This is a genomic window from Streptomyces sp. NBC_01363 (assembly GCF_026340595.1).
Classification (GTDB): Bacteria; Actinomycetota; Actinomycetes; order Streptomycetales; family Streptomycetaceae; genus Streptomyces.
The window spans coordinates 438,486-460,001 of record NZ_JAPEPF010000001.1 but is presented as its reverse complement, the minus strand read 5'-3'; the positions used below and the strand labels follow the sequence as shown (position 1 = coordinate 460,001).

Below are 21,516 nucleotides of genomic sequence, written 5' to 3'. Positions count from 1 at the left end.
TTGCGCCGCTACGGCGAGTTGACGGCTTCCCGCATCAGAGAGGGGGTCCGGCGCGCTCGGTCAGTCCTCGGCTCCGGGGAGAGCGGCGAACGAATCGGGGAGGGAGTCGGGGGGAGAGGTCGGGGGCCGTCGCGTCGAGAGCGGCGCCTTGCCGCAGAACTCCGCCTCGATCACGTCGACGTAGAGCGAGCCGTCCAGCCAGTCACCGTTGACGTTGAACGTCAGCTGGTGCTTCCCGTCCTGCGTGCCGACCATCGCGGACAGGGAGCCGTTCGTGCGGCCGGTCTTGCCCACCACCTTCACGCCGCAGGACAGCTCCGCGAACTCGACCCCGAGGCCGTACCCGGTCCCGTCGCCCGCCGATACCTCGGCGAGCATGTCCATCATCTGTGCGGCGGGCAGCAACTCGCCATGCATCAGGGCGCGTTGGAAGCGGTTGAGGTCGCCGGTGGTGGAGATGATGTCGCCGGACGCGCCCAGCCACGTCATGTTCTGCTCGGTGGCGTCGTGGATCTCGGCGTCGGGGGCGTCCTGGTGGAAGCGGGAGTAGCCGACGGGGTGCGGGTCCGGCAGCTGTGGTGCGGTGCCGGGGAACGATGTCCCGCGCAGCTTCAGCGGCCGGATGATGCGGCGGGCGGCCTCCTGTGCGTACGTATGGCCCGTCGCCTTCTCGATGACCATTCCGGCTATGACGAAGTTGGTGTTCGAGTACAACGGCGCCTTCTCCGGATCGGGCCGCGGCGGGTACTTCAGCGCGATGGCCACCAGTTCCTCGGGCGTGTGGGTGTCGTACCGGTGCTCCGGGAAGCCGGGGCCGGCGGCGTCGTGCGCGAACTCGGGGTCCGAGGTGTGGTTGGCGATGCCGCTGGTGTGGTTGAGCAGTTGGCGCAGGGTGATCCTGCTTCCGTCGTACCCGTTGCCCCGCACCAGGCCGGGGAGCCATGTCTCGACCGAGTCGTCCAGGCTCAGCTTCCCCTCCGCCTCCAGCTGGAGCAGGACGGTCGCGATGAACGTCTTGGTGATGCTGGCCCCGCGGAAGTGGTCGCCGGGCGAACGCTCGCGGCCGGTGGCGGTGTCGGCGTGACCGGCCGCTCCGTACCAACTGCTCCTGCCGTCCAGTGTCTTGGCGGCGACTCCGGGTTGTCCGCCCTTCTCGACCACGTTCCGCAGTGCGGCCCGGGTCGCCTCGTGGCTCTGCGGTGGCTGTGCAGCGTGTGCGGGTGGGGTGAATGCGGACGCTCCCACGGCCGCGGTCACCGCCAGAGCGAGTAAGGAGATACGTGTAGCCCGTTGCCTCATGCGTCTTGCCTCCAGGTCACCGAGGGGCAGGTGCTGCCCCTCGGTGCCAGTGACGCTCGACGCGGGTCCCGGGGTTGATCGTTGGGGGCCCGCCGGGGTCACTGCTTGGGAGCCCTGGCCGTGACCAGCAGGCCGGCGAGCAAACTCGCGAACAGTGTGAGGCCGACCGTCCACCAGAGGACGACGGAGTACCCGCTCACGACTGCCTTGTTGACCTGATCCAGCCTGCCGGAGAACGATTCCGGCAGGCTGTGCCTGCTGAGCGGGATACCGGCCTTGGCCGCATTGACCAACGGAGCGGGAATGCCCGACGCATCGGACAGCCGCGCGGAGATCGCCGAGGCGAGGACGGTGCCGAACAGGGGCCAGGCGGCCCAGCTGCCCAGATTCTGGGCTGCGAGGACCATCGCCGAGGTCCCGCCGGAGTCCTGCGGGGCGATTCCGTCGGTCGCGGTGGTGAAGAGCGGCGTGAAGGCCAGGCCGGCACCGAAGCCGATGAGCAGCGTGCCCGGCAGTATCTGGGCGGTGTACGCGCTGTCGGCATCGATCCCGGTCAGGATCGCCAGGCCGACCGCCGTCAGCAGCAGGCCCGGCACGATCAGATTGCGGGGCGCCAGCCGGTGGCACAGACGTCCGGAGACCTGGGTGGAGGCGAGGACGGCCGCGCCGGCCATGGGCAGCATGGCCATACCGCTCCGGACCATGGGGTAGCCGAGGACACCCTGGAGGTACCTGGTCAGGATCAGGAACGTGACGAGCAGGCCCAGGCCGAGGAAGGCCAGGGTGAGGAGGGAGCCCACCCGGTTGCGGTCCCTGAGGACAAGCGCCGGGACGAGCGGGCTGGGCGAACTGGCCTGCCGCCACGCGAAGGCCACCAGCAAGAGGGCACCGCCCACGAGGAGGATCAGGGTCAGGGGGGTGGTCCAGCCCGCCGTACCGGCCGTGCTGCCGTCGTAGACCACCTCGGCCCTGTCGAAGCCGAAGGCGAGCGCGGTGAGCCCGCCGGTGCCGAACAGCAGCCCCGGTACGTCGGGGCGGGCAGGGGTGCGGACCGGGTGCGGGTCGTGCACCAGAGGGGCCGCGCAGATCGCGAGGAGCAGAGCGAGCGCGGCAGCGGCGTACATGCACAGGCGCCAGCTCAGGCTGTCGACCATCCATGCGCTCGCGAACATGCCGAACGCCAGGCCACCGCCGGCGACCGCGGCGTAGATCCCGAAGGCCCTGCCGCGCTCCTTCGGATCGCTGAAGCCGGCGGACACCAGGGCCAGCGCGGACGACGAGAGCAGGGCGGCGGACATGCCCTGCAAGGCGCTGGAGAGGATGAGCAGGCCGGCAGAGGGAGCCAGGCCCGCGATCACGAAGGCCGCCGCGAAACCGGCCGAGCCGATGATGAACACCCGTTTGCGGCCCGCGAGATCGCAGAGGTGCCCGCCGAGCAGCAGCAGCACGCCGAAGGCCAGCATGTAGGCGGTGGAGAACAGGCGCATGTCGTCGGAGGAGGAGACACCCAGGTCGGTGTAGATGGCCGGCAGAGCGGTGTTCGTGATCGACGTACCGGTCAGCACCAGCAGTTGCGCCAGCGTGGCCATCCCCAGCCCCCACCACCGCATGGGGTGCGGAGCCTGGACACCGGCCGGGAACGACGGCACCGGCGGGCCCGGGGGCGGTCCGAACCCCGCGGACGGGTGGCGGTCCGCCGGTGTCGTCGGGGTGTACGCGGGCTGCGGCGGGAGCGGCCGGGGCCGGTCGGCGGGCTGCGGCTGGGCCGGGATGCGCGGATCCGACTGCGTGGCCCTGGTCTCCGGGGCGAAGTCGAGCAACTGGGCCGCGTGGCGCCCGAGTTGGGCGAGCACCGACCCGGGCAGCCACTCGCCGTCCGGGTCGGCGGCCGTGCGCGCGGCCACGTCGGCGGGCGTGGGCCGCTGCGCCGGGTCCTTGTGCAGACATGCGCGTACGAGGTCGACGAGCGACTCCGGTACGCCGGTCAGGTCCGCTTCCTCCTCCGCGATCCGGAAGAGGTGCGCGTTCAATCCGGTCTCCGTGGCGCCGAAGAGAAGGCGGCCGGTGGCGGCGTGGACGAGGACCGCGCCCAGGCAGAACACATCGCTGGCCGGGGTGAGTTCGAGGCCGCGCACCTGCTCGGGCGACATGAAGCCGGGGGAGCCGATCAGCATCCCGGTGCGGGTGTGCAGGCTGTCTCCGGCAAGGCTGTCCATGGCCCGCGCGATACCGAAGTCGATGACGCGCGGCCCGTCCACCGTCACCAGCACGTTGGACGGTTTCAGGTCGCGGTGGATCAGGCCCGCGCCGTGCACCGATTGCAGGGCCGCGGCCAGGCGGTTGGCGAGGGTGCGGACCGAGTGCTCGGGGAGTGGTCCGAAGTCCTTGGAGACCACGGTGGTGAGATCGGGCCCGGGGATGTACTGGGTCGCCACCCAGGGCACCTGCGCCTCGGTGTCGGCGTCGAGCACGGCCGCCGTCCACGTCCCGCCCACCCGCCGGGCGGCCGCCACCTCACGAGCGAACCGCTTGCGGAATTCGGGGTGCTGGGCGTGTTCGGCCTGCACCACCTTCACGGCCACGGTCCGTCCGGCTTCCGAACGGCCGAGGTACACCAGGCCCATGCCGCCCGCACCCAGACGGGCTATCAGGCGGTACGGGCCGATGTGTATGGGATCTTCGGCGATCAACTGGTCCACGGAAATAAGATAGTTGAGGTATCCAACGCGTGGTAGCGAGTCGCGGTGAACGATCGGTGTGTGCCTGCGGGGCGACGCACCTGGCGGACGCCCTGCCCGAGCCGTGGCTTCTTGGGCGCGTAGTCGGGATCGCGGGAGGGTTGCCAGGTCTTCGGGCGTTGAAGGAGACGTCTTACTCGCGGAGCGGGATGCGCAGGCCCTCGTGGCTGATGTCGCCGACCACCCCTCGGCGACCAGGAAGCCCGCCGGCTCGGTCAGGCTCCAGGTCGTGCTCGGCCGGCCTGGGTTGCGTAGTTGAGCCGATCGCTCAGCTCGGCACCGAATGGTCACTCCTGTCGCCGCGTCCGCCCGCTTTTCGGCCTGGTTGACACCGGCTTCGAAGATCGGCGCTGCCGAGTACACCCTTTGGCGCTTCCTGCGGGCCGAGGTGGATGCCTGGCGTGTCAGTCTCCTGCGGCGGGGCGTGGGTGGCGAGCCCCGTTCAGTACGGATTCGAGCAGGCCGGGGAACAGTGCGTCCAGGTCGTCGCGACGCAGCCGCACCAGCCGGGAGCGGCCCTTGACGGTGGTCCAGGTGACGCCCGCCTCGCGCAGCACTCGGTAGTGGTGGGACAGCGTCGTCTGGTGGACGTCCAGGTCGCCGCCGATGGCGTTGCAGCTCTCCTCGCCGGTGGCGGCGAGCCGTTGGACGATCTCCAGCCGCACCGGGTCGGCCAGCGCGCGCAGCACCTCCACCATCCGGATCGCCTCGGTCGCCGGCTGGGATACCTCACGCATCGTTTCTCTCCGTCCGTGACGGGGCCAGCCTATCCACTCATTGATACATGGACAAGCATCCATGCATTGCTTACAGTGCCGACCATCTACCTCCGCAATGCTCCGGAAGGGCGGCACGATCCATGCTCAGACGACTTCTCCCCTTGGCCGCGGCGACGTTCGCCGTCGGCACCGACAGCTATGTCATCGCGGGCCTGCTCCCCTCCATCGCCGCCGACCTGGAGGTCTCCACCCCGGCGGCAGGTCAGCTGGTGACGGTCTTCGCCCTGACGATGGCGTTGTCCGCGCCGATCATGGGGGCCCTCACCAGTGCCCTGGACCGGCGTTCGGCACTGCTGATCGCCTTGACCGTGTTCGTGGTCGGCAACGTCGTCACCGCGTTAGGAACCAGCTACGGAGTGGTGATGGCCGCCCGCATCGCCACCGCCGTGGGAGCGGGAATCATCAACTCCGCCGCCTCCAGCACCGCGGCGGCCATCGCACCGCCGGAACGCCGTGGCCGGGCCCTGGCCTTCGTCCTGGGCGGCCTGACGTTGGCGACCGCGCTGGGACTGCCTCTCGGCACTCTGATCGGCCGCACCGACTGGCACATCACCCTGTGGGCCGTCGCCGGGATCGGCCTGCTGGCGGCCGTCGGTATCGCCGCCGGCCTCCCCGGGGTGAGGCTTCCCGCCGCCTCGCTGCCCGACCGTCTGCGCCCCCTCAAGCAGGGCCGCGTACTGGCGCTGCTGGCGGTCACCTCACTCGCCTTCCTCGGCACCTACACCCTCTACACCTACATCAGCCCGACCCTGCGGGACGCCACCGGTGGCAACGAATCGCTCCTGACCCTGATCCTGCTGGCCTGGGGCGTCGGCATCCTGGCCGGGAACATCACCGCCGGGCGCCTGGTCGACCGCCACGACTCCGCGCGCGTCCTCACCGGCGCCCTCACCCTCGCAACTCTCGCCCTGGTGCTGACCCCGTTGGCGACCCGAGCCCTCGCTTCTACCCTGGTCTGGGCCGTGGTCTGGGGTGTGACCGTCGGCGTCATCGTCGTCCCCCAGCAGCACCGGCTCATCTCGCTCAGCCCCGCCGCCGCGCCGGTCCTGCTCGGCCTCAACTCCTCCGCGCTCTACATCGGGATCGCCCTCGGCGGCGGACTCGGCGGACTGGCGCAGGAGTGGCTCGGGCTTGCCCCGGCCGAACTGGGGCCGGTGGCCGCCGGCATCACAGCTCTGACCCTCTTCTGGCACCTGGGAACCACGCGCCGCCCCGCCGCGCCCGCCCCCGCCCCCGCAACACCGGAACCGGCCTCGGTCAATCCGGAGAAATCCGAGGCGTGACCCGCCGTCCCACATCACTGCGTGCATGGCCCGCGACACCACAGCCTCTCAGCCCTCCTGCGGTCCAGCTTCCACGTAGCGGCGCAGGTCCGCCGCGTCGATTCCGGCGAGGCTGTCGGCGAAGATCCGTCGCGGCGAGGGCGGTAGGGGAAGCAGGGACGGCACCACGAGGAGTGCGCAGCCCGCCGCCTCGGCCGAGGCGGCGCCGTCCGGTGAGTCCTCGACGGCGACACACGCCGCCGGGGGCACCCCGAAACGCTCCGCCGCGGCCCGGTAGGGGTCCGGGTGGGGCTTGGTGCGTACGGTGTCGTCGGCCGAGAGGGTGAACGCGAACGGCACATGCGCCAGCGCTCCCCGGGCCACCGAGTCGACCACCGTTCTCGGGGAGGCGCTCACCAGGGCGAAGGGGACGCCCTGGTCCTCCAGCTGCGACAACAGCCGCTGGGCGCCGGGGCGCAGGGGCGCGCCCTCGTCGACCCGGCGGAAGAACTCGTCACCGAGCTCCGCCGCCACGCGTTCCGTGTCGTTCCGGCCCGTGATCCGGGCGTGATCGCGCGGGGAGCTCTGCGCGAAGAGACGGTCCGCCCGCCCGGCCGTGGAACACGTCGTTTCGGCACCTCGTCCGACATGCCGACCACCGGCACCTCGCGTAGCGTGACAGCCGACTACGCAAGGTGGTCGAGCGCGTCGGGCGGGAGGCGGGACATGAAGCTCGGTCTGCACTACTGGAACTACTCGACACCGGCCGACCCCGCGCTCATCGCGCCCACGCTCGCGGAGTCGGTGCGGATCGCCGAGCAGGCGGAGATCGCGTCCTTCACCGTGATGGACCACTACTTCCAGATGGAGACCGGGCAGAGCGTCGCCGACGAACCGATGCTGGAGGGGTACACCACGCTCGGCTACGTGGCCGCGGTGAGTCAGCGGATGACGCTCGGCCTGATGGTCACGGGCGTGATGTACCGGCACCCCGGACTCCTGGCGAAGATCGTCACCAGCCTCGATGTGCTCTCGGGCGGCAGGGCCAGGCTGGGCATCGGCGCCTCCTGGTACGAGCGGGAGCAGTACGGGCTCGGAGTGCCGGTGGTCCCGGTCGCCGAGCGGTTCGAACGGCTGGAGGAGACGATCCGGATCTGCCTCCAGATGTGGAGCGACGACAACGGTCCGTTCCGGGGCAGGCACTACCAACTGGCCGAGACGCTGTGCGTGCCCGAGCCGATCGGCGGGCACCCGCCGATCATGATCGGCGGCGGGGGCGAGCAGAAGACCCTGCTCCTGGTCGCCCGCTACGGGGACGCCTGCAACCTCTTCGCCACCGACCAGAAGGAAGTGGCCCACAAGCTCGACGTGCTGCGCGCGCACTGCGACGCGGAGGACCGTGACTACGACGCCATCACCAAGACCGTGATGTACAACGGCCCGGTGCTGGCCAGGCCGGACGCGTTTCTCGCGGAAGCGGAGGCGTACGCGGGCCTGGGCATCAGTGAGATCCAGCTGCTGCCCGACCGGCACCCGGTCAGCTTCACCCACCAGGTCGCCGAGCGCATCGCACCCGCCGTCGCCGCGATCGGATAGCCGACGGGTGCGCTGCGCGCCGCACGGTCCTACGCGCCTGCACGCCTATGCACCTGCACACCTATGCACCTGCACACCTACGCGCCTGCACGCCTGCACACCTACGCGCCTGCACGCCTGCACGCCTACGGTCCTACGCGCCTGCACGCACGCCTGCGCGTTTGCAGGCCTACACGCCGGTGGTGCCGTCGACGATCTCCCGGATCAGGTCGAGGTGGCCGTTGTGCCGGGCGGTCTCCTCGATCAGGTGGAGGACGATCCAGCGCAGGTCGGGGTGAGTACCGTTGCCGCGCGGGCGCTCGGCCGAGGTGTCCAGGTCGTGGTTGGCGACCAACTCGCGGTAGCGGGAGGTCCGTTCCTCGTACAGCGACAGCACATCGGCGAGCGGCATGTCCACCGCGATGCGCATCTCGCGGTCGGGGTCCTCGTCCGTCCACGGCCCTTCGTCCTCACCGCCGAGGAACACCACCTCGAACCAGTGGTACTCGACCCAGCTGAGGTGGTTGATCAGCCCGGCGATCGTCATCAGGGGGGAGCCGGGCAGCGGGGCCCGGCGGGCATCGTCCGGCGAGATGCCCTCGCACTTCGCGCGTGCGGTGTCGCGGACGTAGTCGAGGAAGGTGGCCAACTGGGTGCGCTCGTCCCATGCGGGAGGCGAATCGGTGCGTGTCATCGGCGTACACGATCCGCGTCGGACCGCCTCCTGTCCATCGCATTGTCCAATGGGGCCCGCCCCTGGGTCCCTGGGCCCACGCCCCGGCGATCGGGCCTCATTAGGCTCGTGCACGACCAACTGCGAGCCATCTGACCGGCGCCCGGCACGGGCGCTGGCCCGGCGTGCCCGCACGCACCTGGAACTGCACGCTCCACCTGTCCTTCATGGGGTGATGTGTCGATGAGTGACGGTTTCTTCTACTCGTACCACCTCGGCTGGAGCCGCCCGGACTCCGAGTCGCTCTTCAGCGATCTCGACGCGGCGGGACTGCGGCTCAGCCACCCGATCACGAGGCGGGTCACGCTCCTCGGGCCGGGGCCCGGCCCCCGCGGCACCCCGTCGTGGGTGACCAGGGAGCAGCTCGTACTCCTGGCCGGACTGCAGCGGCTCGACAGCGTCGACTTCCTGTTGTGGGTGAACAGCGGAACCGACGTGCCCGCACGCATCCGCCGGATGCGGGACGGCGTCGTCGCGCTGGAATTCGGCTTCGGCCGGCTGACCCGGGACGAGCAGGAAGTGGCCGCGAGGGCGATCAGGGAGGCGATAGGGCGGGCCTCCGTGCTCTGCATCGGCTTCGTCGTCGACCGCGAGGGCGCCTCCGTGGCGACGGACTGGAGCGGTGTCGTCATCAACGGGACGACGTACTTCGACAGTTGGCCGGACACCCTGGCCGTGCGGCACGAGATCGCCGCGATGCAGCCGCAGTTGGCGGGGGTGGCCTCGTACGACCAGTCGCCCTGGATGCTGTTCGGGAGCGAGGTTCCTGTCCGGTAGTGGCGGGGGCGGCCTGTCGGTTCGCCGCTGGGCTCGGCCCGGTTCGGTTCGGCTCGGTTCGGCTCCGCTCCGTGACTTTCGTCGGAATCGGCAACTTTGAGCCTTGCATTGGGTCCTGAGGCCCATGCCCCGAAGGGTGCCGGTGTGGTCGGATGCGTGGAGTGGCTGAACTGCGGCCGTACACCGGCAAGCTGGGGGACTCGTCGTGTCTGGCATAGGCGGATTTGCGGTTTCGGGTGGTGCCGGTGGAGGTGTCGCCGGTGGGGGTGTCGCCGTGGGCCGGCAGGGGGGCAGGCAGTCCTTGCCGCGTCCGTTGCAGGCGGTGCTGATCCTCGTACGGCTGCTCTTCGCGGCCGCCGTCGTGGGCGGCATCGGTGTGCTGACGGTGGCATCGGCGGTCAACGAGGTCGACGGCCAGCTGTTCGGGCTGCTGCTGTACGCGGCGCTGCCGAGCGTGTTCGCGTTCGTCCTCTCGCTGTATGTGCGTACCGGCGGCATCTGGGTCTGGCGCGGGCTGCTGGCCGTACACGTCTGGCTCACCTTCGGCGCGCTGGCGACCCTCGGTGGGGACGGCGGCGGGCGCGGTGTCACCCAGCTGGTGATGCCGGTCGCCGTCATCGTCCTGCTGTTCCGGTCGAGCGCGCGCGAATGGTTCGAGCTGCCCCTCGAACAGCGGTTGCCGCACCGACGGTTCAGCATCGCGCGCATGATCAAGTGGCGCCGGGACGACGCCGGTCAGACCGCGATGGAATACCTCGGCATGATCCTGGTGGTCGTGGCCCTCATCGGCGGACTGGTCGTCACGGGGATCGCCGCCCAGCTGACCGGTGGGATGCAGGACGCGATCTGCCGGCTCACCGGGAGCGCCTGCCCCGCGCCCGGCGGCAACGTGGAGGCGGGGCACGGCAAGGACACCGGCGGGTCGGCCACGTCCGGTGGTACGGACTCGGGCGGATCGGTGGCCACGGGCGGTACGGACTCCGGGGGTTCGGGCCCGGCAGGGTCCGGCTCCGGCTCCGGGTCCGGTTCCGGGTCCGGCGGGTCGGACACGGCCGGGGGCTCCAACGCGGCCGGTGGGAGCGACACGGCCGGCGGAACCGGCTCAGCGGGCAGCGCGGGCAGCGCGGGCAACGGTTCGGGATCCGGCTCGGGCGGTTCCGGAAGCTCCGGCGGAGGTGACACCGCCACCCAGGTCGACGACGGCGGCGACGACGTGGACAGCTCCGGGGAGCCGAACGGCGGCGACGGCCAGGACGACGGCGGCGGTGGCGACGAGAAGCCCGGCGAGAGCTGCACCTCGGGCGTCGGCGCCTTCTTCTCCTGCGCCGCGCACCAGACCGGCGGCTTCTTCAAGGGCCTGGTCGGCGACGGGCTGTGGGGCGACATCACCGGCACGCTCGGCACGATCTTCCACCCCATCAAGGCGTGGGACGGCCTGAAGGACTACGGCAAGAGCCTCGGCGACAAGTGGAGCCAGGACTCCAAGGGCGCCGGGGACAAGTGGTCCAAGGGCGACTACCTCGGCGCGGTCTGGGACTGGACCAAGGCGTCCGGCGGTACCGGCGGCAAGGTCCTCGACGACATGTTCATCGGCGACGAAGTCCGGGACATGTGGAAGAACGGCAACGAGGGCCAGGCGATCGGCACCGGCCTCTGGAACATCGGCTCGCTGTTCATCCCGGGTTACGGCGAGGGCAAGCTCGTCGGCAAGTTCGGAAAGCTGGGCAAGTTCGGGAAACTCGGCAAGCTGGGCGAAGTCGCCGAGAAGGCCGGAGAGGCCGCGTCCAAGGCGAAGAAGGCCGCCAAGGCGGGCGATGTCACGGCCGCGGAGAAGGCCGCGAAGGAAGCGCAGCAGCACGCCGACGACGCCGCCGAGCAGGCCGGTCTCAAGGGCTGCACCGTCGGGATGGGCGGTCGCGTCCGGGTCCCGTACGGCAGCGGCGGGGGCGTCGGACTGTCCGGCTCGGGCACCGGCCTCGTCGCGGCCCCGCCCGTCTCCGTACCCGTCGGCTTCCTCATGGGGAAGTGCGACGAGGTCGACCCGGAGAAGAAGGCCGCCGCCGACGAAGCCCAGCGGCTGGCCGACGAGGCGAAGAAGGCCGCGGACGCGGCCAAGCGCCGTAAGGCCCTGGAAGCCGCTCAGGACCAGCCGAAGCCGGCCTGGTACAAGGACCTCAAGGACCCGCCGGCCGGGGCCAAGGACGGCGGCACGGGCAACTGGCAGGAGATCAAGCCCGGCGTCTGGAACTACCCGACCGAGATGGGTGCCCGCTACCAGGAGCAGATCTCCAAGGTGGGCCGCGGGAAGGAGTACCGGGTTCCGCTGGACAAGCTCACGGGGAAGCCGGTCGACTTCGACGGCTGGGACGCCTCGCGGGGCACGTACCTGGAGGCGAAGTACGGGTACACGGGCAAGAAGTACTACAACGCCGACACCGGGGAACTCGCGCCGGATCTCGCCGGCCGCTGGGCCGACCAGGCAACCCGCCAGCTGGACGCCGCACGGGGCAAGCCGGTCGAATGGCACCTGTCCGATCCCGATGTCGCCGATGCGGCCCGGAAGATGTTCCGGGAACGGAACATCGACGTTAAGGTGATCAACACGCCGGGAGATGTCGTCGGCTGAACGCGGGCGCCGGGCGCAATTCCGAAGGCTGAGGGAGAGTTCCGTGCTTTATGTCGTCGTCAACGCTTCTTGGGGCGTCCGGGAAGAGGATGTCCGGGAGATCGGCAGACGATGGGCAAAGACTCTCACCGCGCTCAAGGAAGTGGACGGCGCCACATTCGGCGACTGGCACGACGCCGGGCGCGGTGACGCGTCCGACCCCGTGGTGCTGCCGTCGGGGGACGCGGTGTCGGAAGACGTACTGGTCGATTACATCGAGCGCAAGAACCAAGGGCCCGATCTCGATGTGGTCGGCTACACGGTTTCCCTCTGGGCGCACAATCCCGGGAAATTGCGCGTCACCGCGGCAATTCACGCGGGTGGGTCGTCGCCGTACGTCACGAATTCGATCTCGCTCGCTTTCCGCTCGCGCGAGCTGGACGAATCGACCGAGGTGATCCGGCGGTCGCCCGACATTCTGCGGATCATCGCCGAGGCCTGGGACATCGACGCCGGTCAGGTGTACAACGATTCCCAGTACGACGCGGTGGCAGAGCAATTCGAGCTGAAGAATTCCCACCCCCGGTGCGGCCGGGCGGTCTACCTCTCCGCCGGGCGGGCGGCACCAGCGCCCGAGGGCCTCGACGGCACGTACACCCGTACCGCGGCCGGCGGCCTGGTCATCGACCTCACCCGGGGCGGTACGACCGTGCCGGGCAACGAGACGATCATCGAGGCCAACAGGGAACTGCGGGCGGCCGGTTCGCTGACGCCGCTCCCGTTGCCGATCGACCGCGACAAGTTCTGACAGCTGCGGGCCCGCACCCCCCGGGGAGGCGCACGCCTCAGAGCCAGCCCCGCATCGCCGCGAACCCCAGCAGCAGCCCCACCGCGAACACCCCGAGCCCGAGCGCGAACACCGCGGGCATCACCGCCGGGCCCCATGCCCCGGGCCCGGCCACCGTGGCGTTCTTCGCCGGGTCCGCCGGGTCGTAACTGACCCGGACCGGCGCCCCGACCTCGAAGCCGAACGGGCCCGGGGCATGGTCGGTGAACTCGATGTCGCGGCCGTCCCGGGTGCGGAACGCGAAGACGTACTCGGTGGCGTAACTCCGCTCCATGCCCGGCCCCCGGTCGGCCGTCCGGCGGTCCGCGCACCGCCCCTCCGCGCGTTCGCCGTGCCGTACCAGCCGCAGCACCCGGTTCAGACGCAGCGCGGAACGGATCGCGAACGCGCCGAGGAGCAGGCCGAACAGCAGCAGGAACGTGGCCGTGCCGCCGGGCAGGATCTGCATGGACGCGCGCTCCCGATCCGCTACTTGACCGTGATCGAATCGACGAAGGCGTCGAGATCCTTCGGGCTCAGCGAGCCCTTCACCGCATTGATCCGGACCGCGAACGGCACATCCTTCGAATCGACACCCGCCACCACGACCCCCGTCATCCGGGTGCCCTGCGCCGGGGTCCGCTCCTCGCCGTTCGACGTGAACTCGTAGTCGATCCGGCGTGCGTCACGGGCGCTCTCCGCACCCGCGAGCCGCACCTCCTCGGTCCCCTTGCGGGTCGCCCCGATACCGATGCCGGCGCCCGCCGCGGACGCCGCCTCGGCGGCGCTGTCCACGCCCGTGGCGAAGTCGAGCTGCACGGAGACCATGCCCGTGCGCAGCCCGCCCTCCTCCTTGAGCGCGACGGCCGCGTTGGCCTTGGCCCGGTCGGCCGCGGGCTGTTCCTTGTAGCCCTTGTCCCCGGGGTAGCCGACGGAGAGGCTCTTGGTGTCGAGCTTGCTCCAGCCCTCCGGCAGCGCGGCGGTCTCCCCGCCGCAGCCGGTGAGCAGGGCGAGGCCGATGGCGGCGGCAGCGGTCGCGCCGATCGCCCGGTACATCTTCTTCGTCGTCATCGCCTATCGCCTCTTCGTCGTGCGTGGTCGGTGCTTCCCGTACGGGCTACTTCGCGCAGTAGCTGTACGGGAGGTACGAGCGCTTGTCGCCCTGCGGAGCCCCGAGGAACTGCGCGTCCGTCAGTGTCTCCTTCTTGTGCTCGTCGGAGATGGAGAATCCCAGACTCATGCCGAGCGAGACCTCGAAGCCGAACTCCTGGGCGTCCGTCTGACCGTGGTACTTCATCGTGCTCGACAGGCCGTCCTGGTACATCAGCTGGTCGAAGGGGTCGGTTCCGGTGGGCTTCTGCTGAAGAGATTGATCGCCGAACATGTACTCGAACGGGGCGGTGTTGTTGCCGGAGCCGTCCAGCCACTGCTCGGCGATGGCCCGCTTGTCCTCGGTGGCCTTGTCGGTGTCCTTGCCGAAGACGATCGAGTTCGTCCTGACCTCGATGGCGGTGTCGCCGGAGGAGTCGGAGCCGCTGACCTTGCCGCCGCGCTTGTCGCCGTCCTTCTTGCCGTTGTCGCCGCTGATGTCGCCCTTGTCGGTCGTCGAGCCGTTCTCGACGGTCTGGGTCATGTCGATGCGGACGATCTTCCCGGTCTTCTGGTCACGGGTGACGGTGACCGCCCCGGTCCGGCTGTCCTTCGCGGAGGCCGCGCCGCCCAGCGGACCGGCCGAACCACTGACCTTGCCCTCCAGGTCGAGCTTGGCGGTGTACGTGTACGACTCGTTGCCGTTGACGTCGTCCTTGGTGATGGTCACCTCGGGGGAGAACTTCGCCTTGCCGCCGAGCTTCGCGCCGAGCTTGGCCTCGTCGCCCGCGCTGATGGAGAGTCCGCCGTCCGCGTAGGCGTTGAGACCGACGGTCGAGTAGGAGATCTTCTTGTCCCCGATCTTCTTCTCGACGTCCTTCTTCTTGTCGGCCCACTTCATCCCGGAGTACCAGCCGCCGCCGTAGCCGCCGCTGTACTTGGTGGAGGTCTCCCACATCTTCATTTCCTCGATGTCGTCCCGCATCTTCTTGGCGTCCTCCTCGCTCTTGAAGACCCAGGTGTCACCGTTGGTGATCTTGATGCCGCCACCGACGTCCACATCGGCCTTACCCAGCTTGCCGAGCTTGACGCCGGGGGTGCTGGCGGTGGCACCGGCCGAGGCGGCGTCCGTGAACGTCATGTAGACCAGCTTGTCGTTCTCGTCGACCGTGCCGTCCCCGTTCACGTCCGTCTTGGCCTGGCTGACCTTCTGCTGGAAGCCGTACTCGTTGCCCCACTCGAACCAGCCGATCTTGACCTTGTCGCCGACGGTGTCGGAGATGCTGGAGACCTGGCACATCTTGGGCTCGTAGTCGGCGTCCGTCTTCGGCTTCGCGGTGGTTTCCCCGCTGCCGGTGGAGCAGCCGCCACCGCCGCCGCCCATCGAGCTGATCGCGCAGCGGATGCGCTCGCCGATCTGCCCGCCGACACCCGCCATGGCCATCGCGCCGATCAGCGTGACCACGAGGACGACCACCCCGAGGTACTCCATGGCCGTGGCGCCGCCGTCCCGCCAGGAGTACGGGCGGTACGGGGCGGGCTCCGGCTCGTCCGCGCGGTCGTCCAGCAGCCGGTCGACGGCCAGCCCCGCCGCCGCGCCGGTCGCCAGCGCGACCATCGGCATCAACGTGCCCTCGACGTCCACGAGATGCCAGGACACGGCCAGTCCGTAGACGAGCGCGGCCACCGGGACGGTGAGGGCGGCGAGGAGCGTCAGCAGACGCGACTCGCGGTGCTCGTCGGGCAGGACGCGGGCGGAGGCCAGGACCGTGAGGACGGTCGTGATGACGTTGGGGACGTGCAGCAGGGCCAGCCGCCAGCCGAAGCTCGTCAGCCGCTCGTCGGTGGCCAGCAGTTCGACCAGTCCGCGCGAGACCAGATAACCGGCGGCGATGTAGACCAGGGCGCCGGCGGCCCAGCTGCGGGTCAGGGCGAAGAACACGCCACCGCTCGCGCCGGAACCACCACCCCCGTTCCCCGGCGGTATGTGGCCCGCGCCTCCGCTTCCCCAGCCCCCGCCACCAGTCACGGTTCTTCCTCTCCGACGCCCACTTGCCATGCCTGTGCCCGCAGTTATGCATGCGGGTGTGGACGTGAGCGTACGGATGTACGAGCCGGGTGACCTGGGCCCTTGGCCCCAAAGTCGGGCCCAACGGGCGATGCCCCGCCCCACCGCGAGGAGCGGAGGGGCGGGGCATCGGGGGAGGGGAGCGGGATGCGGCCGGGTCAGTCCAGGTCGTCCGCGAACGTTCCCGCACGCTCGGCGACTTCCGGTCTGCGGACCCGCAGCACGGCGAAGCCGACGATGCCGACGACCAGCGCGCCGACGAACACGTACGGCAGCACGTTCAGCGGCCAGGCCGGAGCGGGCCACAGGTTGCGGTAGAAGACGTAGATCATCGCGGCGGCGCCGATCAGCCCCAGGCCCCAGGTGATCAGCAGGCCGCGGGCCCCGATCCGGCGTACGAACAGCGGCGCGGCCAGACACACCAGGGTGTAGCTGAGCATGTAGCCGAAGACGCCGATGGTGTCGATGTACGTCGTCGCGTTCAGTGGTTCGGTCCCGGCGCCGACCACGAGCACCGCGGGGAGGGCGACGAACGGGGCGACGGCCCAGATGGCCGCGGACGGGGTCCGGTGGCGGGGGTGGGCGACGCCGAGCCGGGCCGGCATCACACCCTCCTTCGCCATGCCGAACAGCAGCCGGGCGGCGACGGTGATGCAGGCCATCACCACGGCCACGAACGATGCCGCGAAGCCCGCGTGCAGGAAGAACTTGAGGAAGCCGAGGCCGGACAGCTCGGCAAGTTCATCCATCGGGTCGGTGCTCCTCGCCAGGGCGTCCGCCCCGCCGAACCCGGCGACCTGCGCGTAGGTGGCGAACATGTACAGCACACCGGCCAGCACCGCACTGCCCATTACCGAGCGGGGAATCGCCTTGTACGGGTCGGTGGCCTCGGCGCCCAGTGAAGCGGCGCCCTCGAATCCGACGAAACCGAGCACGCCCAGCACCACGGCGAAGACGATGCCGTCGAGGGTGGAGCCGCTGAGGCTCAACTGCTCGGTGTCGATGATGTTCCCGCTCTTGAAGAAGGCCGGGACCAGCACGACGACGATGAGGACGATCGACACGACCTCCAGCACGGAGGCGACCCGTGCCGCGGTCCGCACACTGGCGATCGTCAGCCGGATCGCGACGGCGGCCAGCAGCACATCGAGCAGGATCTGGCCGGGGATGCCGGTGAAGAGCCCGATGCCGATCTGGTCGAGGGCGCGCGCCGTGTAGTAACCGGCACCGGCGAGCGAGCCCGAGCCGATGCACACCGCACCGATGAGCAGCGCCCAGCCGGTCACGAACGAGCCGGGCGCCCCGAGCGAGAGCCGGGAGAAGGCGTACAGCGAACCGACCCCGGCGCGCCTGCGGGCGAAGACGCAGATGCAGTACGCGATGGCGAGCACGGCCGCCATGGCCAGGAAGAAGGAGAACCAGGCGCCGTTGCCCGCGGATGCCGCCATGCTGGCGGGGGCGAACGCGATGACGGCGCTGGGCGCGACGTTCGCGACGCTCTGGGCGCCGACCTCGAACGTGGAGACGGAGCGGTGGGCCAGGCCGTCGGCCGGCTTTCCGGCGGTGGTCTGCTTTCCGGCGGTGCTCATGTCCGGTCCTCCATCATCAGCAGCTGACGCAGGGCGTGGCCGGCGGCGAGGTCGGCCAGTGCGTCGCCCGCCTCGTCCAGCGGACGCCGTGCCGAGATCATCGATTCCACGTCGAGCTCGCCCGACACCACGAGGTCCACCAGGGCCGGGATGTCCCGGCCGGCGTCGACCGAGCCGTAGTTGGAGCCGAGGATGCGCTGGTCGGCCTCGGCGAGCGCGAGCGGGTCGAAGCGCGCGGTGCGGCCGGTCGGCGGGAGGCCGACGATGACGGCGGCGCCGCCCTGGCCGAGCGCCGCGATGGACTGCTCGGTGGTCTCGATCTTGCCGATGGCGTCGAACACGTAGTCCAGGCCTTCGGGGACCAGGGCGCGCAGGGCCTCGACGACATCGCCGTCACGGGCGTCGACCGCGTCCGTCGCGCCGAGCCGGCGGGCCAGCTCCAGCTTCTCCGGGACGACGTCGACGGCGACGATGCGGCCGGCCTGCGCCAGCCTGGCACCCTGCACGCAGGACAGGCCCACGCCGCCGCAGCCGATCACGGCGACGGTGGCCCCGGCCTCGACGCCCGCCGTGTTGCGGACCGCGCCGACACCGGTGGCGATGGCGCAGCCGACCAGGGCGATGACGTCGAGGGGCGCGTCCTCGCGCACCTTGATCGCGCCGGAGGCGGGGACCACGACGCGCTCGGCGAACGAGGAGACGCCCAGGTAGTGGTGGGCCTTCTCGCCGTCGATGGAGAGCCGGCTGGTGCCGTCGTGCAGCACCCCGCCGGGCGCGACGACCTCCGCGACCAGGCTGCACGCGGCCGGGCGCCCGGAGACGCAGAAGCGGCAGGTGCCGCAGGACGGGACCCAGGACAGGACGACATGGTCGCCGACCGCCAGGCCGGTGACGCCCGCGCCGAGGGCGGTGACCACGCCGGAGCCCTCGTGCCCCATCACGACCGGGGTGGGGTGGTCCCACTCGCCGCGGATGACATGGAGGTCGGAGTGACAGACGCCGGCCGCCGCCACGGCGACCTCGACCTCGCCGGGGCCGGGCGGGGCCAGGGTGACGTCGGTGACGGTCACCTCCTGGCCCGGGGAGCGGAAGACGACGCCGCGCACGGTGCGCGCGGTGCTCTCTTGGAAGGACGGGGAGCTCATCGGCTTACTCCTCGGGTGGTGCGGCACGGTCGGGGAAGGGCGGCACGATCGGCGACGGGCGGCACAGCGGCCTGCCGGAGCGTCTTGTTTAGTGCCATTAAACTTTCGTCAAGTTTTACAGCACTAAACTCGATGGGTAAAGACCCTTCTGACCTGCGTCTTCCCCCGGCCACCGACCGTGACGTCTCCGACAGGTAGCGTGTCCGCCATGCCCGAAGCCCCTGACAGCCACATGTCCACGATCGGTCCGCGGCTGCGTGAGCTCCGCCTGGCACAGGGGCTGACGCTCGCTCAGGTCGCCGAGGCGGCAGGTGTGACCAAGGGGTTCGTCAGCCTGGCCGAGCGCGGCAAGACCTCGGTCTCCGTCCCGACCCTGATCCGCATCTGCGAGGCCCTGGGCACCGGCATCGCCACGCTCTTCGACTATCCGGACCAGGACGTCGTCAAGGGCGGCCTGGGCGCCAAGCTGGAGATGGGCGGGCACGGCATCGAGGAGTTCCTCCTCACACCCGCCGAGGAACGGCACGTCCAGGTCATGCGGACGATCCTGAGCCCCGGCGGCGGCTCCGGCGGCGCGTACAGCCTGGAGGCCGAGACCGTCTTCGCCTACCTGGTCCGCGGCACGCTGCGGCTGAGCGTGGACGGCGAGCCCAGGTTCCTGGAGGCCGGCGACTCGACGACGTTCTCCGCACGGGCCGCGCACGCCTGGGACAACCCCGGCGAGGACGAGGCCGAGGTCCTCTGGTCGATCGCGCCCGCCCTGCCGCTCTCCCGCACCAAGCTCCGGCCGTAGGGCCTGTCCGGCGGATCAGGGCCGGGGCGGATCCAGCGGAATGCGACGGGTCGCGCGGCCCCGGGTGTCCAGGAGCCAGCCCATGCGCTTGGGGGAATGCGGCGCCACCGTGCGGTCCTTGACCTCCAGCATCGGGAAGCGTTCCGCCGGCAGCATCTCGAACGGGCCGATGGCGTTCAGACCATGGAGCCGGACGATGACCGGGAGGTTGTGCGGTCCGCTGACGGAGACGCACATACGGACCTGCTCCATGCGGGCCGGCGTGTTTCCGGTGTGTTCGAGGTGGGCGTGCGGGACGGCGGCCCGGTGGATCACCATGGTCGACGGGCCGGCCAGGGGGTGGGCGATGTCGCAGCGGAAATTGAGGTCGCCGTGGTGGATCAGGCGCTGGAGCCGGGTACGGGTGGAGCGCAGCCCCCGCAGGCCGCCGATGGTGCGGTGGAACCCGGTACGTGAGGCAGCCGGGCCGATCACTTCCGGTCGATCTCGCTCTGGACGATCGACACCCGGGCCCCCGGCCGGATGCCCCACTTCTCCATCGCTCCGGCCTCCGCCTCGATCACATGCCGGGCCCGCAGCCGGGGCAGGCCCAGCCGGCCGGGCTTCATCGTGTGGACCGCCACGACCCTGAACTTCCGGTCCAGATACGCCACATCGATGGTGAACCGCATCCGGAAACTGTGCACACTCCCGCACGGGGTGATCAGCAGGGCGCCGTCGATCCCGTCCTGCCCGAGCAGCCCGCGACTCCGGGCCCGGTACGAGGCCGCGATCCGCAGCGGTATCTCCTCCTCCTGCCCTCCCTGTGCGTCGGTGACCGTCAACGTGCCCTTGCCATTGCGCCATTGAGCCATGGTCATGAAGGTAGCGCCAGGTGACGGCCGCTCGGTCCGGAACGGCACGCAGTGGGCCCCAGGACCCATGACCCGTGCCCGGCACCGGCTTAGGGTCGGCTCCGTGGACGCCATGCTGACAGTGCTCGCCGCACTCTGGGGCGCAGCGGCCGGACTGCTGGTCCCGCGCGCCGCCTACCGGTTCTCCGTCGAACCGGAGGACCCCTGGCGCGACGCCTGCCCCGAGGGCCACGCCCTGACCGGGCTCGCCCGCGGCTGGCTCGGCTCCACCCGGTGCGCGCAGTGCGCGGCGGTGCCGGTACCCACCGCCCCGGCACCCATCACCCAGGGCGACGGGCCGGGAGACCGGATCGACGGGACGGACGGCTCGCCGCGCGCAACGCGTTACGCCCCCGGCGTCCTCGTCCCCGTCGTCACCGCACTCTCCTGCGCCGTCCTCGCGGCGGCCACCGGGCTCCGCCCCGAACTGGCCGTCTGGCTGCTGCTGGCACCCGTCGCCGTACTGCTGGCGACCATCGACCGCCGCGTCCACCGGCTGCCCGACCGGCTGACACTGCCCGCCGCCGGGGCCGTCGCCCTACTCCTCGGCGCCGCCGCGCTGCTCCCCGAACACGCCGGGTCCTGGCTGTCCGCCCTGCTCGGCGGAGCCGCCCTCGGCGGCTTCTACTTCCTGCTCTTCCTCATCAACCCGAACGGAATGGGCTTCGGGGACGTCAAGCTCGCGCTGTCGCTGGGCATGGCCCTCGGCTGGTACGGCTGGGCCGTGGTGTTCGCCGGAGGCTTCGCCGGATTCCTGCTCGGTGCGGTGTACGGGTTCGGGCTGATGATCATGAAGCGGGCCGGGCGCAAGACCGGCATCCCGTTCGGCCCGTTCATGATCACGGGCGCGTTGCTGGGCATGCTGCTCGGCGCGCTCGCCGCCTGACCCCGCCGTACCCCGGCCACGCCCAGAAGAGCGTGGCCGGGACAGTCATTCCCCGCAACCGGACGTCAACTCGTCACACGATCTGGATGGCGACGACCTTCGGCGGATGGTTCGGGAAGGTGATGTCGTGCCAGCGCTCGATCTTCACCGAGTCACCATTGGCGTCGTAGTAGATCAGGTCGTTGTTGCCCGTGGAGATCCGGTCGACCCACCACCCGCCGAAGTCGGTCTTCCCGCCGTTCGCGTAGCAGTCGACGCTGTCACGGCCCTCGAAGTGCGACCAGATCTTCAGGAAGTTCTCCCCACCGACACATTGGACGTGGTCGATGGCGAAGGCATCACCACTCGGCATGCTGATGGTGAGCGCGGCAGTCGTGGCGAGCGCCACGGCCACCCAACGCGCGGCCCTCTTGGTTTTCGAGATCACGGATTCCCCTTCACACGAAGGCCGGCGCACCG

At 70.4% G+C, this 21,516-nt stretch carries 20 protein-coding genes; 7 read left to right on the top strand and 13 right to left on the bottom strand.

Annotated elements, in window-relative coordinates:
• Window positions 1-60: 60 nt before the first annotated feature.
• The 3 genes from OG611_RS02070 to OG611_RS02060 form a co-directional block, all read right to left on the bottom strand.
• Window positions 61-1,299, bottom strand: coding sequence for a serine hydrolase (locus OG611_RS02070; protein ID WP_266414942.1), 1,239 nt, complete (start codon window positions 1,297-1,299; stop codon window positions 61-63).
• A gap of 98 nt (window positions 1,300-1,397) precedes the next feature.
• Window positions 1,398-3,998: an MDR family MFS transporter gene (locus tag OG611_RS02065; protein ID WP_266414941.1), complete on the bottom strand. Its 2,601-nt coding sequence runs from the start codon at window positions 3,996-3,998 to the stop codon at window positions 1,398-1,400.
• Between the two features lie 443 nt (window positions 3,999-4,441).
• A complete protein-coding gene (locus tag OG611_RS02060) occupies window positions 4,442-4,774 on the bottom strand; it encodes a helix-turn-helix transcriptional regulator (RefSeq protein WP_266414940.1) in 333 nt (110 codons plus the stop codon).
• Window positions 4,775-4,896: 122 nt separating this feature from the next.
• Between OG611_RS02060 and OG611_RS02055 the strand changes: the two genes are divergently transcribed.
• Entirely contained in the window at window positions 4,897-6,099 is a 1,203-nt protein-coding gene (locus tag OG611_RS02055) for an MFS transporter (protein ID WP_266414939.1), read from the top strand.
• A 48-nt stretch (window positions 6,100-6,147) separates the two neighbouring features.
• Here OG611_RS02055 and OG611_RS02050 read toward each other — a convergent pair whose 3' ends face one another.
• Window positions 6,148-6,612, bottom strand: a complete 465-nt coding sequence (locus OG611_RS02050) for an HAD family hydrolase (protein ID WP_323180076.1) — start codon at window positions 6,610-6,612, stop codon at window positions 6,148-6,150.
• A gap of 192 nt (window positions 6,613-6,804) precedes the next feature.
• Here OG611_RS02050 and OG611_RS02045 point away from each other — a divergent pair, with 192 nt between their 5' ends.
• Window positions 6,805-7,674 (top strand): LLM class F420-dependent oxidoreductase, encoded by an 870-nt coding sequence (locus OG611_RS02045; RefSeq protein ID WP_266414937.1) that lies wholly within the window; start codon window positions 6,805-6,807, stop codon window positions 7,672-7,674.
• Window positions 7,675-7,843: 169 nt separating this feature from the next.
• Here the strand turns inward: OG611_RS02045 and OG611_RS02040 are convergent, their stop codons facing one another.
• The gene (locus tag OG611_RS02040; RefSeq protein ID WP_266414935.1) at window positions 7,844-8,347 is read right to left on the bottom strand and encodes a DinB family protein; all 504 of its coding nucleotides are present in this window, start codon (window positions 8,345-8,347) and stop codon (window positions 7,844-7,846) included.
• Window positions 8,348-8,569: 222 nt separating this feature from the next.
• On the opposite strand from OG611_RS02040, the gene OG611_RS02035 reads away from it, so the two are divergent.
• The 3 genes from OG611_RS02035 to OG611_RS02025 all read left to right on the top strand — a co-directional run bounded on the left by OG611_RS02035 (window position 8,570) and on the right by OG611_RS02025 (window position 12,576).
• Window positions 8,570-9,163, top strand: coding sequence for a hypothetical protein (locus OG611_RS02035; RefSeq protein ID WP_266414932.1), 594 nt, complete (start codon window positions 8,570-8,572; stop codon window positions 9,161-9,163).
• A 301-nt stretch (window positions 9,164-9,464) separates the two neighbouring features.
• Window positions 9,465-11,789: a Tox-REase-5 domain-containing protein gene (locus OG611_RS02030; RefSeq protein WP_266414930.1), complete on the top strand. Its 2,325-nt coding sequence runs from the start codon at window positions 9,465-9,467 to the stop codon at window positions 11,787-11,789.
• Between the two features lie 43 nt (window positions 11,790-11,832).
• Window positions 11,833-12,576, top strand: coding sequence for a hypothetical protein (locus OG611_RS02025; RefSeq protein ID WP_266414928.1), 744 nt, complete (start codon window positions 11,833-11,835; stop codon window positions 12,574-12,576).
• A gap of 37 nt (window positions 12,577-12,613) precedes the next feature.
• Here the strand turns inward: OG611_RS02025 and OG611_RS02020 are convergent, their stop codons facing one another.
• The 5 genes from OG611_RS02020 to OG611_RS02000 all read right to left on the bottom strand — a co-directional run bounded on the left by OG611_RS02020 (window position 12,614) and on the right by OG611_RS02000 (window position 18,485).
• Window positions 12,614-13,063: a DUF3592 domain-containing protein gene (locus OG611_RS02020; protein WP_266414926.1), complete on the bottom strand. Its 450-nt coding sequence runs from the start codon at window positions 13,061-13,063 to the stop codon at window positions 12,614-12,616.
• 20 nt (window positions 13,064-13,083) lie between these two features.
• Complete coding sequence (locus OG611_RS02015) at window positions 13,084-13,665, bottom strand: hypothetical protein (protein WP_266414924.1); 582 nt, start codon at window positions 13,663-13,665, stop codon at window positions 13,084-13,086.
• A 46-nt stretch (window positions 13,666-13,711) separates the two neighbouring features.
• A complete protein-coding gene (locus OG611_RS02010) occupies window positions 13,712-15,712 on the bottom strand; it encodes a hypothetical protein (RefSeq protein WP_266414921.1) in 2,001 nt (666 codons plus the stop codon).
• A 197-nt stretch (window positions 15,713-15,909) separates the two neighbouring features.
• Complete coding sequence (locus tag OG611_RS02005; RefSeq protein WP_266414918.1) at window positions 15,910-17,340, bottom strand: APC family permease; 1,431 nt, start codon at window positions 17,338-17,340, stop codon at window positions 15,910-15,912.
• Window positions 17,337-18,485, bottom strand: coding sequence for a Zn-dependent alcohol dehydrogenase (locus OG611_RS02000; protein ID WP_266414916.1), 1,149 nt, complete (start codon window positions 18,483-18,485; stop codon window positions 17,337-17,339). The genes OG611_RS02005 and OG611_RS02000 overlap by 4 nt, the downstream gene beginning before the upstream one ends.
• A 208-nt stretch (window positions 18,486-18,693) precedes the next feature.
• On the opposite strand from OG611_RS02000, the gene OG611_RS01995 reads away from it, so the two are divergent.
• Window positions 18,694-19,278, top strand: coding sequence for a helix-turn-helix domain-containing protein (locus OG611_RS01995; RefSeq protein ID WP_266414914.1), 585 nt, complete (start codon window positions 18,694-18,696; stop codon window positions 19,276-19,278).
• A 15-nt stretch (window positions 19,279-19,293) separates the two neighbouring features.
• On the opposite strand, the gene OG611_RS01990 is transcribed toward OG611_RS01995, so the two are convergent.
• A complete protein-coding gene (locus tag OG611_RS01990) occupies window positions 19,294-19,752 on the bottom strand; it encodes a hypothetical protein (RefSeq protein WP_266414912.1) in 459 nt (152 codons plus the stop codon).
• The gene (locus tag OG611_RS01985) at window positions 19,749-20,138 is read right to left on the bottom strand and encodes a DUF192 domain-containing protein (RefSeq protein WP_266414910.1); all 390 of its coding nucleotides are present in this window, start codon (window positions 20,136-20,138) and stop codon (window positions 19,749-19,751) included. The genes OG611_RS01990 and OG611_RS01985 overlap by 4 nt, the downstream gene beginning before the upstream one ends.
• Window positions 20,139-20,235: 97 nt before the next feature.
• Between OG611_RS01985 and OG611_RS01980 the strand changes: the two genes are divergently transcribed.
• The gene (locus OG611_RS01980; RefSeq protein ID WP_266414908.1) at window positions 20,236-21,057 is read left to right on the top strand and encodes an A24 family peptidase; all 822 of its coding nucleotides are present in this window, start codon (window positions 20,236-20,238) and stop codon (window positions 21,055-21,057) included.
• A gap of 73 nt (window positions 21,058-21,130) precedes the next feature.
• Here the strand turns inward: OG611_RS01980 and OG611_RS01975 are convergent, their stop codons facing one another.
• Complete coding sequence (locus tag OG611_RS01975) at window positions 21,131-21,484, bottom strand: beta/gamma crystallin domain-containing protein (RefSeq protein ID WP_266414905.1); 354 nt, start codon at window positions 21,482-21,484, stop codon at window positions 21,131-21,133.
• Between the last annotated feature and the right edge of the window lie 32 nt (window positions 21,485-21,516).